The following is a 13280-nucleotide window of genomic DNA, read 5'->3' as shown; positions in this document are numbered from 1 at the left end:
ATGCTATAGAGAAGAGATTATGCAGAGATTGACTCTCAAAATGCTGAAACAACTCATGCTGATCGCAGTAAACATAATCTAATTCACATCAAGAAACACCTTGTAATTTCGTTATAAAGAATCGGAACTTGTTGAACACTTTTATGCTGATAATACGGAGACGAGAGCGCTGTTTTATAAAATTAGATTCATTAAATATAGGCACGAGTTGATCAATTTGTTGCAAAACATCTTTCCAGCGCTTGACATGCGATTCTTCAGACAATTCGCGTAGCGCTAATTCTAACATTGAAGAAGATGATTTCCAATCCGATGGTTTATAAACAGCAGCAATGATTCTATTGACGTCATTAGACAAAGATCCACAACCAATTTGGTGCCCAATTTCACCAGGTGTCAAAATATCTGAAAGCGCATGATTTAAGCTACTAAATACTATGCATCCACATGCCATTGCTTCTACTGGAGGCAGGCCAAACCCCTCAGTTAATCCAGCCGCAGACCAATGCTCGGTAGAATCATACAAAAATACCTTAGAGTTATTAAATAAATGAACAATGTCCTCCACCCAATCACTCTGAACCTCTACACGCAAACCCTTAGCGCGCAAAGCCGGTACTAATTCGAACAAAAGATAATTACTACTCTTCCTTTTTTGGACAAGAATATCAATTGGCCTAATTGCAGGATCACCCTTCAGATCCCCTCTATCTATCCATTGAGATTCAAGTGCATTCGGAATGAAAAACAAGGGATTTCTTGAAGCATGATGACCCCAATAACCCATTGTATTTCGACTAACTGCAACAATAGGTATGCTTGGAGGCAGCTTAAATCCATACCCTGAACTATGAGCATGATAGATAACATTTCTTCCACGGAGGCGTTTGAGTAATCTCGGAACGTCAAAACCCCAAGAAATAATCCAAAGACATTGGTCATCTACAAGCTCTTCTTTTAATAGCTCTTCTATGAATGGATGCTGGTCAGCCCGCTCTCTATAAGTAACAAGAGTTGTAGGCCTAAGTGCTGATAACAAACGAACTGTCTGTTTCGCAACACTCAAACCTCCACAACGAAAACGGCTGCTAGTCCCAGGTACCAAGACCCTAATCGTTGTAAACAACGCTTCGGATTCTTGAATCGATGTGATCATGCAGTAACAGCTTCTGTGCTCCCTGCACGCTGACGGCGGGTAAGGAAACCAAACAGCACCTTACCGATGGCTGCCACCAGGTTGCCTTCCAGCTCCTTGAACATATTCATGTTCAGGTGGAAGGCATGATTGGCCTCCTCAACGATGCGATCGGCCATGGCCTGATCGATCGGAAGCGTGTCCATAGCGGAGCGATAGGTCGTCTTGAACGCCTTCTCGTCGGCAATATCGTCGAAAACGTAGAAGCGCAAGCCTGCATCGCCGTCCATATTCATTGCCTTCTGGGCAATGTTCTTGAGGATCTGACCACCGGAGAGATCACCGAGGTAGCGAGTGTAGTGATGACCTACCAACAGCTCGGGAGACTCCTGGGCCACAGCGTGAATACGCTCTACGTAGGCCGCTGCAGAGGGAGAGGGTTTGATTTCTTCCTTCCAGCTATCACCGAAGTAGTAGGCGAGGTCTTGCTCCAACGCCTCACGACGGTTCAGCTGAGCCATGGCAACAGGTCCAACTACCGGATGGTCATTCAGTTGGCTGATCTCATGCTCCATAGCGGAGTAAACGAAATAGAGATCAGCAACCAGCTTGCGATAGCTGGCCTTATCAACGACTCCCTTGAGAAAGCAGCTCACGAAGCCAGTGTTCTCAGCCATAGTGTGTGACTTTTTGGTGCCTTCCCGGAGCTGGGCAGCAAGAGCGACAGACATGATTGCGAGAAATGGCCGGACATCGAACCTAAAAGGAGTTCGGCACGGGAGGGCTCTGTGCGTTGCGAAGGGTTACGCCGCTGTATCAGACGAAGCATTCCGATCAAACAGTTCGAACAGCTCGCGACAGATCTGCTGTAGTTGCTTGACTTGCGGCTGCTGGGGCAGGTGGGGGCCTTCCGGTAACCATTCACCGACCGTGGCGAGGCGCCAGCGTTCGCCGTCGTAGGTCATGCCCCGCATCAACACCCCCAAGAGGCGCAGCTTGTCATCACCACGGTCAGCGCTGATGCGCAGTTGCATCAGCAAACTTCGGCATTCCAAGCGTGGACTCCAGCCAGGGAAGTGAAAGGAAAGGTCGAGTGATTCCGTTTCACTCCATTGTCGGGTCTGCGGGTCGTCCCTCCAGGGGCTGAGGTTGGCCTTTGCAGCGGGAAACTGACGGCGAACAAGCGTGATCGTGGAAGCCAGTGCTCGCATCCGGGCAACGCTGTGTACCGACTCGCCCGCGTTCACTGCAACCTCCTGATTCCGCTCAGTGTGCAGGGAGAAGCAAGAGGTCGCCGTTACGGTTGCCCGAGGTTTACGAAACCATGACGCAACCGCTGCACCTCGGCCTGCTGGGCGCCATGCCGGAGGAGATCGGCTCCGATCTCAGCCACCTCAAAGAGCTGAGCTGCAGCGAACACGGAGACCTCAAGATCCATCGGGGATCTTGGAGTGAGAAGGTCCGCCTCAGCCTCGCCTGGAGCGGCTGGGGCAAAGTGAGCGCTGCGCGGGCCGCCACACGCCTGCTCGCCAGCGATCCCAGCATCAATCTGCTGGTCTTCACTGGCGTTGCCGGCGCTGCTGATCCAGCCCTGCAGCAATGGGATGTGGTGTTGGCTGATGCCGTGGTGCAGCACGACATGGATGCCCGACCCTTGTTCCCGCGGTTCACGCTGCCAGCGCTGAACCAGGACCGACTCCAACCGCAGCAGGCCTGGTTCGACTGGGCCAAAACCGCTCTGCTGAAGGCCCACAGCGCCGGCGACCTGGATGGGTTCGCACAGCCCAGCAGCGGCCTTATCGCCACGGGGGATCGCTTCATCGGCGATCCGGCTGTGCTGCAGGCGCTGCGGGATGCCCTCCCTGACCTCATGGCAGTTGAAATGGAAGGCGCTGCCGTCGCGCAAGTGGCCGAGCAGGAGGGCGTCCCCTGGCTGGTTCTGCGGGTGATTTCCGATGGTGCCGACGAAGCGGCAGCCCAAAGCTTCGAAGACTTCGTCAAACGCTACGAAAAACAGGCCTGGCGACTGATTGAGGCCCTGCTGCAGCGGTGCAACGAGACTCCCCAACAATGCGCATGACGCCTGTGCTGAGCCGCTTGCTGCGGTATGGCGTGGTAGGTGGCACGGCCGCGGCCGTGCACATCGGCGTGCTGCTGCTGCTGGGCCAGTGGATTGCCCTGAGCCTGGCCAACCCCATCGCCTTCCTGGCCGCCTCCATGGCGGGGTATCTCGGCCATGCCCTGCTTACTTTCCGGGAGGAGACGGGGGGTCGCCAGTTCGCGCGGCGCTGGCTGCTGCTGCAGTACGTCGTCAACATCAGTGTCTGCGCACTGCTGCCGCTGCTCCAGGCTCCGACCCTGGTGCTGGTGTTTACACCCACAGTGCTGAACGCCCTGATCTGGAGCCGAGCGGCCCGGTTCAGTGCCAAGGCCCGTCAGCAAGAAAGAGGCCAACCACCGGTGCTCCACGCCGACGACCTCGGCCTGGCAGAGGGCGTGGATGCGGCCATCATCGATCTCGCTCAAAGCAGACGGCTTCAGGGGGCCAGTCTTCTGGTGAATGGTCCAAGTGCAGCACATGCCGTGGAGGCCTGGCGCGACCTTGCCGAGCCACCGCCTCTCACCTTGCACCTCTGCCTGACCGAAGGGCATCGCTTGCCCAACTGCCCGGATTTGCCGACCGGATTCGGTAGCTTGCTGCTGGCCTCATTCCTTCCCTGGCAGCGCCGACGCATCGCCCCCCAGGTGAGCACGGTTCTGCAGCAGCAGATCAGCCGCTACCGCCAACTCACAGGCCTGAGCCAGATCCGCCTCGATGGCCACCAACACATCCACCTCGTGCCCCTAGTGCTGGATGCTGTGCTGGATCTCGCCAGCGACGAATCGATCACCTGGGTGCGCACGACGCGGGAATCGATGCCGGAAGGCTTATCCCTAAGGCTGTGGTGGCGCAGCCTTCAGACAGGAGGCCTGCTCAAGTGGCTGGTTCTGCAACTGCTTAGCGGGCTCGCCACTCCCCGCCTACGACGGGCCGGACTGGCGACCAACAGGCGGTTCGCCGGGGTGTTTTTCAGTGGATCGATGTTCGGAACAGCGTTTCGCCGCAACTGGGAAACCGCCTACAGCTCCAGTGAGGTCGATCGTGCTTCACAGCCGGTTGTTCTGATCCACCCAGCCATCCCTGATGCAGCATCAGGGATGGATCAGGAGGCGTTTCAGCAGTCTGTGGCCTTTTTCAGTTCCACCAACCGCCAAAAGGAGTGGACGTCAGCGCGACAGCTCTGAACCTTGATGCACGGCTCTGACGAAGTAGTGCGGGCGTCGTTTTACATCGATGTAAATCCGGCCGATGTATTCGCCCAGCACGCCGATGCCGATCAACTGAATTCCCCCAAGGAACAGAACAGCCACGATCAGTGAGGCGTAACCCGGCAGGTCGACACCAAAGGCCAGGGTGCGCAGCACGATCAGGGCGGCATAGACAAAGCTCAGGAACGAAATCAGCACACCGATCACGCCCCAAACCTTCAACGGCTTGACCGTGAACGAAAAGATGCCGTCCAGGGCATAGCGCCAGAGCTTGAGGGAGCTCCAGGAGGTGGTGCCACCAAGGCGGGCAACCCGGCTGTAGGCGATCTCCTCACTGCGATAGCCGGTCCAAGGCATCAAGCCTTTGGAGAAGCGCGTGGCCTCACGCAACTGGGTCACCGCCTCCACCACTGGAGCACTCAACAGGCGGAAATCGCCGGCCCCCTCTTGAAGCTGAATCGAATCCACCAAGCGGTTAAACACCCGATAGAACCAGGAGGCCGTGGCCACCTTCATCAGCCCTTCGGCATCGCGGGCATCCCGCACCGCGGTGACCACCTCAGCGCCGTTGCGCCAGGCATGTACCATCGCCGGAATCCGCTCCGGTGGATGTTGCAGATCAGAATCAATCAGCACCGCAGCGGCACAGCGGCCGTTGGCGTAGTCCAACCCCGCCAGCATCGCTGCCTCCTTACCGAAGTTGCGGGTGAGTTCCAACAGGGTGACGGCTTGGTCGGCATGGCTCTTCTGCCAGGCACGGATCACCGCCACCGTTGCATCGGACGATCCGTCATCGATGAGCACCAGATGGGACACCTCCGGCAAGGCAGTGACCCGCTCCATAAAGATGCTGATCACCTCAGCTTCGTTGAAGCAGGCCGCTACTACCCACACCTGCTCGCTGGCCATTGATGCGCGGTCTGCACTGCAGTGAACCGTAGGTCTCCCGGCTCAGTCATAGGCTCAGCTTGCTGACGCCCGACCAACCGCCATGGCCCAGTTCGAGAAGCTCACCGCCCCCAGCCAGGGCACACCAATCCGCTTCGAGAACGGTCAGCCCGTGGTGGCCGACAACCCAATCATTCCCTTCATCCGCGGTGATGGCACCGGCGTGGACATCTGGCCCGCCACCCAGAAGGTGCTGGATGCGGCCGTGGCCAAAGCCTATGGCGGCAGCAAGAGCATCGAATGGTTCAAGGTTTACGCCGGCGATGAGGCCTGCGACCTCTATGGCACCTACCAGTACCTGCCGGAGGACACCCTCGAGGCGATCCGCGTCTACGGCGTGGCGATCAAGGGCCCCCTCACCACACCGGTGGGTGGAGGCATCCGTTCGCTGAACGTGGCCCTGCGCCAGATCTTTGATCTCTATTCCTGCGTGCGTCCCTGCCGGTATTACGAGGGCACCCCAAGTCCCCACAAGCGTCCTCAGGATCTGGACGTGATCGTCTACCGGGAAAACACCGAAGACATCTACATGGGGGTGGAATGGGAAGCCGATGACGCCGTCGGCCAAGAGCTGCGCAAGCACCTCAACGAGGTTGTGATCCCTGCTAACGGCAAGCTGGGCAAGCGCCAGATCCCTGAAGGATCCGGCATCGGAATCAAGCCTGTGAGCAAAGCCGGCAGCCAGCGCCACATCCGCAAGGCGATCCAGCACGCCCTACGTCTGCAGGGCGACAAGCGCCACGTGACGCTGGTGCACAAGGGCAACATCATGAAATTCACTGAAGGTGCCTTCCGCGACTGGGGCTACGAGTTGGCCACCACAGAGTTCCGCGACGTGTGCATCACCGAGCGGGAAAGCTGGATTCTCGGCAACCTCGAAAAGGATCCCAACCTGAGCGTGCAGGCCAACGCGCGGATGATTGAGCCTGGCTACGACAGCCTGACACCGGAGAAAAAGGCTGAAATTGATGCAGAGGTACAGGCGGTGATCGACGCCATCGGCAGCAGCCACGGTGGCGGCAAGTGGAAGGAGATGGTGCTCGTGGATGACCGCATCGCCGACAGCATTTTCCAGCAGATCCAGACCCGTCCCCAGGAGTATTCGATCCTTGCCACACTCAACCTCAACGGCGACTACATCTCCGATGCCGCCGCTGCAATGGTTGGTGGCCTGGGCATGGCCCCCGGCGCCAACATCGGTGAGAACGCCGCCATCTTCGAAGCCACCCACGGAACCGCACCTAAACACGCCGGCCTCGACCGGATCAACCCTGGTTCAGTGATCCTCAGCGGCGTGATGATGCTGGAATTCCTCGGCTGGCAGGACGCTGCTGATCTGGTGACCAAGGGCCTCAGTGCCGCCATCGCCGACAAGCAGGTCACCTACGACCTAGCGCGATTGATGGAACCCCAGGTAGATCCGGTGAGCTGCAGCGGTTTCGCCGAAGCGGTCATCGCCCGTTTCTAAACACTCAACAACAGGTCATCTGTGATCATCAATCACTCGAAGAAATTCATATTTTTTGCCAACCGAAAAACAGCATCAACATCGACAGCGTAATGGCTGTCGATGTTGATGCAATCACAAAGACGTCATTACACCTTTAGGTCGAGACGAGAAAATTCGCGGGGAACTTGACTCCCAGGGTCCTACAAATTTCATTCCCTGGTGGAACAAAGTAAATTATTTTTCCATCAAGGCAAAATGCAAAATACAAAAAAGGCGTCAGCCGTTACCTCAAATCAATAGGACTACACACACATTGAAGCAACAACTGCCCTCAGCAAGAATTACATCAATGCACCAACATTCGAGAGCTATTTCAGCTTCTTCTTCACTCGAAACCCATGGGACCTTGCCCTTTCCCAGTTTTTTGAACTCAAAAAGATCAGAGACTGCAATCCCTCGACCTAGACACCTTCATCGAAGGTGGAATGCTGGAAAAGTTCGCAACGTCTTACCGATCGATCTACAGCGATCAAGGAAATATCCTCGTCAAACACTGATACCGGCATGAGAACCTTCAGGAAATAGTCGAGAGCATTTTCAACGATCTCAACCTGACCGGGAACCCACAACTTCCACGGGCAAAGTCCAACTTGCGCACTGACAAGAGACCCGACAGAGACCTACTTAATTCCAACCAAAAATAACATCGAACATATCTTCTACCGGGACATCGAATGGGGAAAATATCAGTTTTAAAGGGCTTCAAGAGCAAAAGCGTTCCGATGAGGAAACCTGAGCCAAACAAACAACGATTTTTCTTCAAATCCAACCGTCCGCGGGCCGATCGATCCAGACTCTGCCCATGAGCCAGCCAGCACCTGCCGAGCAGCCTCCGACCAGCACCCTTCCCGGTCTGCCGCCCGGTGCCGCTGACCCCTGCGTGCACTGCGGCTTCTGCCTGCCCACCTGTGCCAGCTATCGCGTGCTAGCCAGTGAGATGGACTCCCCCCGCGGTCGCATCCACTCTCTGCGGGCGATCGAGGCTGGTGAGCTGGAGCTGGATGCCACGGTGGCCAGCCATTTCGACACCTGCCTGGGCTGCTTCGCCTGCGTTTCCGCTTGTCCTTCCGGAGTCCGCTACGACCAGCTGATCGAGGCCACCCGACCCAAGCTGAATCAGGCCAACCAACGCAGCAGTTGGCAGACCAGCTTCCGCAAGCTGCTGCTGCAGGTGCTGCCCTACCCCAACCGACTGCGCGCCCTGCTTCAACCCCTGCGGGCCTATGCCGGCACGCCGCTGCAACACCTGGCACGCCGCTCCGGACTCACCCGTCTGTTCGGGCCGGAGATCGAAGCGATGGAGCAACTACTTCCCCCCTTGGTGCCGGAAAGCTTCAGCGACCAACTGCCCCAGATCAATCCCGCCAGCGGGGAACGCCGCGGCCGCGTAGCGCTGTTGCTGGGCTGCGTACAGCGCTGCTTCGACCCCAGCGTGAGCAACGCAACGGTGAAGGTGTTGCAGGCCAATGGTTTTGAAGTGGTGATTCCGCCAGACCAGGGCTGCTGCGGGGCGGTGAGCCATCACCAGGGGGAGCTGGAGCTCACCCGCCAACTCGCGACGAATCTCATTCAGAGCATGAACGCCATCGACGGGGAATTGGATGCGGTGCTGGTGGCTGCCTCCGGCTGCGGCCACACGATGAAGGCCTATGGCGAGCTGCTGAACGGCAACACTGCATTCAGGGCCCCGGTGCTGGATGTGCAGGAATTCCTGGCTGACCGCGGCCTCGTGGAGACGTTCCGCGCCCAACTGCAACCTGTCCCCGGCGTGGTGGCCATGCATGACGCCTGCCACATGATTCACGGCCAGGGAATCCATGCCCAGCCCCGCCAGCTGCTGCGCGCCATCCCCGGCATTCAGCTGCGGGAAGCAACCGAAGCGGGGGTCTGCTGCGGAAGTGCCGGCATCTACAACCTGGTGCAACCGGAGGAAGCCGCCGAACTTGGCCGGATCAAGGCCGACGATCTAAGCGGCACCGGCGCTGAATGGGTGGCCAGCGCCAACATTGGCTGCACCCTGCAACTGCGGCGCCATCTGGGCGATCGGGCCCACGTGCAGCACCCAATGGAACTGCTGGCCGCCTCAGCCGGCCTGCATCCGCTGCCAGGCGTCCAACAGCGTGCCAGCAACGCCAAGATTGCCGGGGAAGGTGAGAATCGGCAATCCGCTGCAGGGTCCCGCTGAGGGGCGCACCAGCGACAGTCCCGGCAGCAGCTGGCCTTCCAGCTGCACCGACTCGAGGGCTAGGCCCCGGGCCAGCAGTGTCTGGGTGGTGATGCCGCCTTTGCTGATCAGATAACCCAGATCAGGAGCGAGAGCTGCCGCGAGTCGCCCCATCGCCTCCGCCAGAGCGCAGGACAAGCGCCGGCCCTCCTGCTCTGAAGCACAGCGCAGCTCACCACGGCTGGTGAACAACACCGGCGTGAAGCCTGCCTCAAGCAGTACCCGCAACTGCTGCAGCCAGACCCGCTCCAGATCGGCCAACAGCAGATCAGGTGTCGGGCCCTCCAGCACCCGAGCGATGCGCGGCACCGGCAGCTCAACCCCTTGGCATCCCGGTTCCGCCAGCAGCAGCTCCAGTTGCTGATCCGCCAAGGGCACGTGGGAACCCACCATCACCAATCCAGGCAGAGGCGTTTCATCGCCCGCCGAGCGCCGCAACCCTGCCAGACTTTCGGGATTAAGCGGCGGCGGTCCGGGATCCGCCAGGGCCTTCACCATGCTGGCGGCGGAGCGGAACAGAAACCGTTTCTCCCTCTGCAGGGCGCTCACCGCTGCGGCCAGTGCGGTGAGTTGCTCCTGCCGCTCGGCATCCACAACCACCGCAGCATTGCCCTGGAGACCACGCAGGCGATCGATCAACAGCGGCAGCCCCGCAGCACAGGCGGCATCAAGGTCGCGGCAACTGATCCGCTGCACTAATGCCGCGGCAATGGCGCCATCACTCTTCTCCTCCAGCCAGTGGGCCAGATCACTGCTGCTGAACCCAAACAGCCGGTCTTGGGCAAACGGCGTGATGTGCACCGGTTCCCCGTGGAGGAGATGCACCCCGTTCACGGTGGTGCGTCCCCCTTCCAAGAACGCCGGAACGTGGAAGGTGGCATCAAAGGGTCCGAAGGACGCCTGCAAGACCTCAGGTTCCAGCACCCCATGACCACGCAAGGTGGAATCGCCGCGACTCACCAGCAGCACCTGATCACGCGCCAACCCCTCCCGGTGCAGCGCGTGATCCAAGGCCGCCGCAATATCGCGGTTGCGTTCCGCTGCATCCGTTGGCGTCAGCGCCCGGGTGTCGGCCAGCAGAAACAACAAGGGCGACGCATGGCGCAGCCCCCGGCGCAGGGTTTCGACATCCCAACGCAGCAGCAGCGGACAGCTGTGCACCGTCTGCGAGCCGGTGGGATCGTCGTCAATGACCACAACCTTCATGGCACCATCGTGCCGTGAGCCATTCCCCCGCCAGCCGCAGCGCTCTGATCGACCTGGTGCGCCAGTGGCATCAGAACGGCACCCCCTGGAGCCCCAGTGGTCTGGGCACACGCATGGACTGGGGCCCACCGCTTGATCCCCGCCATGAGGTGCTCTCCTGCCGTCAGCTCAACCGGGTGATCGACCATGCCGTGGACGATCTGACCATCACGGTGGAAGCCGGCCTGCCCTTGCAGGACCTGCAGGATCTGCTTGCAGAGCAGGGCCAATGGCTGCCGATTGACTGGCCCCGGGCCGGCACTCCTGGAAGCATCGGCGGCCTGGTGACCCGTGGACTGGCGGGGGGACTGCGGCAACGCCATCTTGGGGTGCGCGATCAGATCATCGGCATAGGCCTGTTGCGGGCGGATGGCACCGAAGCCCATGCCGGTGGCCGTGTAGTGAAGAACGTGGCGGGCTACGACCTGATGCGGCTGCTCTGCGGCAGCTGGGGGAGCCTGGCGCTGATCACCGAACTCACCCTGCGGCTGCAACCGCTGCGCCCCGCCCGGAGCAGCCTGCTGGTGGACGGCGACCTGAAAGCCCAGGAGGCCTTCCGCAGCGAACTGCTGCGCTCCAGCCTGACGCCGGAACGCTGTGACTGGATCAACAGCGGCGATGGTGCATGGCGGCTGCGGCTGGTGGTGAGCAGCGTGTCGGAGCAGGCGGTGGCGGACCAGCTGAAGCAGCTTGAGGCGGTGGCTGCGGAACAGCAGCTCAAAACCGAACGCAAGGCCTGCGCCGATGCCCTGACCACACCCTTCGGTGCCAGCCCCTCAACGCAGCTGGTACGGCTGGTGCTGCCGCCGGCCCAGTTGCAGCGGTTGTTGCGGGATGAGGCGATGAGGGCCCTCAAGTTGTGGTGCTGGGAGCTGGCCGCCGGAGCCGGATGTGGTGATGGCTGGTGCGATGCCGCCACGCCGGATCATCAGCTGGAGGCCCTGCGCCGCAGCGTGATCCGCCTCGGCGGAGAAATGTCGCTGTTGAAACGCGCCGCTGGATCAAGGGTGCCCAACTGGCTCGACCGTCCCTCCCGGCCGCTGATCGAAGCGGTGAAACGCCAGTTCGATCCCAAGTTGCAACTCAGCCGCGGCCGGCTGCCCGGGGTGAATCAGGAGACGCTGTAGCGACAACAAAGGGTCTGCTGGGCACCTGGCTCTAGCACCAGCTTGCGGTCACCGCTGACCAGGGCCTGCCGAGGCCCCGTCCAGGGTTCGAGACAGACCATCGGCCGCGGAGGCTCGGTCCAGACCACGCTGAGATCCAGCGGTGCCTGATGCTGCAGTTCCAGCGACAGGCCGGTGGCATCGTCGATCAGGCTGACTGGACCCGCTGGGCGACAGAGGAAATCCACCCCCTCCGGCAGCCGATTGAGCTGATCGGTCGTGGACGCATCCGCCATCTCCAGATGGTTGAGGCAGTGCTCCGCCAAGCCCGTGAGCCGGGTCTGGGCAAGATCGCTCACGTTGAAGTAGGGATGCAAGCCAAAGCTGAAGGGCATGGCGGCATCACCGCAGTTGTGCACTTTGGTGGAGATCTCCAAGGCAGAGGCAACCGGGCGCAGCTCCATCTCCAGCAGGAAGGGGAACGGATAGGCCGCCAGGGTGGCCTCGGTGCTGGACAGACTCAAGCGCACGCCACTTTGATCCTCCAGCAACTGAAGCTGCCAGGGAAGATCCCGCGCGAAGCCGTGTTGCTTGAGGGGGTAGTCGACGCCATCCACCGAGAGCACATCGCCGGGCAGGTTGCCGCAGATCGGGAACAGCACCGGAATACCGCCGCGAATGCTTTTGGTGGGATCGGCGTAACGCTCCTGATCGAAGTACAGGATCTCCCGCCATCCGCAACACCAACCACTTACCAAACCACCCCGCTCGGGAATGATCCGCAACTGGTCACCGCTGCTGGGATGCACAAATTCCCAGTGGGCGTAGGGGGCCGACTGCTGGGTGAGGGTCATTGGCATCCGCCGATGCGGGGTGGCTACTTCACTTCACTAGCCAGCAGATCTGCATTTGTCGGTGCCACAGCCGACTTGAGGCCCTCCAGCCATTGCAGCAAGGCCGTATTCACCTGATCCGGCACCTCATCGTGAGGACAGTGCCCGGCCTCAAGGACCACCTCGGTGGTGGCCACCGGGGCATGGCGCTGGAAGGTGGAACGGCGACCGGGTGCATTGATCCAGGGATCACGGATGCCCCAAAGCAGCAACAACGGCGCGGTCAGTTCCGCGAAGAGCTCATCAAGGGGCTGACCGCGAGGGATATCGAAGACGGTGCGGAACACCCCGAAAGCGCCGGGATCGAGGGAGGGGCGCCGGATCGACTCCACCAACCAGTCATCGACGTTGGCTTTGTCGACATAGACCTGATTAAGGGTGCGGCGGATCGTGGCAGGCCGACGCAGGTTCTCGAACAGCAACCGCTGCAGCACCGGGCTTTTCAGCAAGGCCGTGCCGATGCTCTGACGGGCGATCGCACCCCAACCTTGCGGCGGTTTCTGCTCATCACTGAAGGGACCGGCCGCATTGAGCAAGACAACCCCCGCACAGTCCGATCCCAATGCGGCTCCGGCAGCAAGGGCCGCGAATCCACCGAGGGAATTGCCGGCGATCACTGTCGGACGGCCGATCCGCTCGCGTACATAGGCCACCAATTGATCGCGCCATAAGGCACCGCCGTAGTTCAGCCCTGCTGGCTTGGCACTTCTGCCGAAGCCCAGCAGGTCAATCGCATGCACGGAATGGCTCTGAGCCAACACGGGAATGTTGTGGCGCCAGTGATCTGTGGATGCCCCGAACCCATGCACCAACAGAAGGGCTGGACGATCAGCACTGTCCTGCTCGGGATGCTGCTGCACCGTGTGCACGGCGTGGCCGAGATGGCTCCAGGTGACGCGATCCACAGCCC

The 13280-nt window shown here is 60.1% G+C and carries 12 protein-coding genes; 5 read left to right on the top strand and 7 right to left on the bottom strand.

Translation table 11 applies throughout. The features are described from left to right. Positions 1-88: 88 nt before the first annotated feature. From FZX09_RS10420 to FZX09_RS10410, 3 genes are all read right to left on the bottom strand, one after another. Positions 89-1156 carry a glycosyltransferase gene (locus FZX09_RS10420; RefSeq protein WP_226402578.1) on the bottom strand — a complete coding sequence of 356 codons (1068 nt, stop codon included), beginning with the start codon at positions 1154-1156 and terminating at the stop codon, positions 89-91. Continuing rightward, a complete protein-coding gene (locus tag FZX09_RS10415) occupies positions 1153-1866 on the bottom strand; it encodes a heme oxygenase (biliverdin-producing) (RefSeq protein ID WP_226402576.1) in 714 nt (237 codons plus the stop codon). Before FZX09_RS10415 ends, FZX09_RS10420 begins: the two co-directional genes overlap by 4 nt. A 72-nt stretch (positions 1867-1938) precedes the next feature. Then, positions 1939-2346 carry a hypothetical protein gene (locus FZX09_RS10410; protein WP_226402574.1) on the bottom strand — a complete coding sequence of 136 codons (408 nt, stop codon included), beginning with the start codon at positions 2344-2346 and terminating at the stop codon, positions 1939-1941. Between the two features lie 92 nt (positions 2347-2438). On the opposite strand from FZX09_RS10410, the gene FZX09_RS10405 reads away from it, so the two are divergent. Beyond that, a complete protein-coding gene (locus tag FZX09_RS10405) occupies positions 2439-3215 on the top strand; it encodes a 5'-methylthioadenosine/adenosylhomocysteine nucleosidase (protein WP_226402572.1) in 777 nt (258 codons plus the stop codon). After that, a complete protein-coding gene (locus FZX09_RS10400) occupies positions 3206-4420 on the top strand; it encodes a ChbG/HpnK family deacetylase (RefSeq protein ID WP_226402570.1) in 1215 nt (404 codons plus the stop codon). Before FZX09_RS10405 ends, FZX09_RS10400 begins: the two co-directional genes overlap by 10 nt. Here FZX09_RS10400 and FZX09_RS10395 read toward each other — a convergent pair. Continuing rightward, positions 4403-5353, bottom strand: a complete 951-nt coding sequence (locus FZX09_RS10395; protein ID WP_226402568.1) for a glycosyltransferase family 2 protein — start codon at positions 5351-5353, stop codon at positions 4403-4405. The genes FZX09_RS10400 and FZX09_RS10395 overlap by 18 nt on opposite strands. A gap of 82 nt (positions 5354-5435) precedes the next feature. On the opposite strand from FZX09_RS10395, the gene FZX09_RS10390 reads away from it, so the two are divergent. Beyond that, complete coding sequence (locus FZX09_RS10390) at positions 5436-6860, top strand: NADP-dependent isocitrate dehydrogenase (protein ID WP_226402566.1); 1425 nt, start codon at positions 5436-5438, stop codon at positions 6858-6860. 844 nt (positions 6861-7704) lie between these two features. Beyond that, on the top strand, positions 7705-9087 hold the full coding sequence (locus tag FZX09_RS10385; RefSeq protein WP_226402564.1) for a (Fe-S)-binding protein: 1383 nt from the start codon (positions 7705-7707) through the stop codon (positions 9085-9087). Here the strand turns inward: FZX09_RS10385 and FZX09_RS10380 are convergent. Then, complete coding sequence (locus tag FZX09_RS10380) at positions 8986-10332, bottom strand: four-carbon acid sugar kinase family protein (RefSeq protein WP_226402562.1); 1347 nt, start codon at positions 10330-10332, stop codon at positions 8986-8988. The genes FZX09_RS10385 and FZX09_RS10380 overlap by 102 nt on opposite strands. Positions 10333-10346: 14 nt before the next feature. Between FZX09_RS10380 and FZX09_RS10375 the strand changes: the two genes are divergently transcribed. Next, complete coding sequence (locus FZX09_RS10375; RefSeq protein ID WP_226402560.1) at positions 10347-11498, top strand: FAD-binding oxidoreductase; 1152 nt, start codon at positions 10347-10349, stop codon at positions 11496-11498. Here the strand turns inward: FZX09_RS10375 and FZX09_RS10370 are convergent. Together FZX09_RS10370 and FZX09_RS10365 are read right to left on the bottom strand one after the other, a co-directional pair. Continuing rightward, positions 11483-12337: a galactose mutarotase gene (locus tag FZX09_RS10370; RefSeq protein WP_226402558.1), complete on the bottom strand. Its 855-nt coding sequence runs from the start codon at positions 12335-12337 to the stop codon at positions 11483-11485. The two genes, FZX09_RS10375 and FZX09_RS10370, sit on opposite strands and share 16 nt — an antisense overlap. A gap of 17 nt (positions 12338-12354) precedes the next feature. Then, positions 12355-13275: an alpha/beta fold hydrolase gene (locus FZX09_RS10365; RefSeq protein ID WP_226402556.1), complete on the bottom strand. Its 921-nt coding sequence runs from the start codon at positions 13273-13275 to the stop codon at positions 12355-12357. Positions 13276-13280 lie beyond the last annotated feature (5 nt).

The sequence above is a fragment of the Synechococcus sp. MU1643 genome (assembly GCF_020514095.1).
GTDB lineage: Bacteria > Cyanobacteriota > Cyanobacteriia > PCC-6307 > Cyanobiaceae > Parasynechococcus.
The sequence above is the reverse complement of the archived record's forward strand: the minus strand, read 5'-3'. Positions and strand labels throughout refer to the sequence as shown.

Bases quoted from the DNA above. Each gene is read 5' to 3' on its own strand.
- FZX09_RS10420 (WP_226402578.1), bottom strand. From the start codon at position 1,156: ATGATCACATCGATTCAAGAATCCGAAGCGTTGTTTACAACGATTAGG.
- FZX09_RS10415 (WP_226402576.1), bottom strand. From the start codon at position 1,866: ATGTCTGTCGCTCTTGCTGCCCAGCTCCGGGAAGGCACCAAAAAGTCA.
- FZX09_RS10410 (WP_226402574.1), bottom strand. From the start codon at position 2,346: ATGCGAGCACTGGCTTCCACGATCACGCTTGTTCGCCGTCAGTTTCCC.
- FZX09_RS10400 (WP_226402570.1), top strand. From the start codon at position 3,206: ATGCGCATGACGCCTGTGCTGAGCCGCTTGCTGCGGTATGGCGTGGTA.
- FZX09_RS10395 (WP_226402568.1), bottom strand. From the start codon at position 5,353: ATGGCCAGCGAGCAGGTGTGGGTAGTAGCGGCCTGCTTCAACGAAGCT.
- FZX09_RS10390 (WP_226402566.1), top strand. From the start codon at position 5,436: ATGGCCCAGTTCGAGAAGCTCACCGCCCCCAGCCAGGGCACACCAATC.
- FZX09_RS10385 (WP_226402564.1), top strand. From the start codon at position 7,705: ATGAGCCAGCCAGCACCTGCCGAGCAGCCTCCGACCAGCACCCTTCCC.
- FZX09_RS10380 (WP_226402562.1), bottom strand. From the start codon at position 10,332: ATGAAGGTTGTGGTCATTGACGACGATCCCACCGGCTCGCAGACGGTG.
- FZX09_RS10370 (WP_226402558.1), bottom strand. From the start codon at position 12,337: ATGCCAATGACCCTCACCCAGCAGTCGGCCCCCTACGCCCACTGGGAA.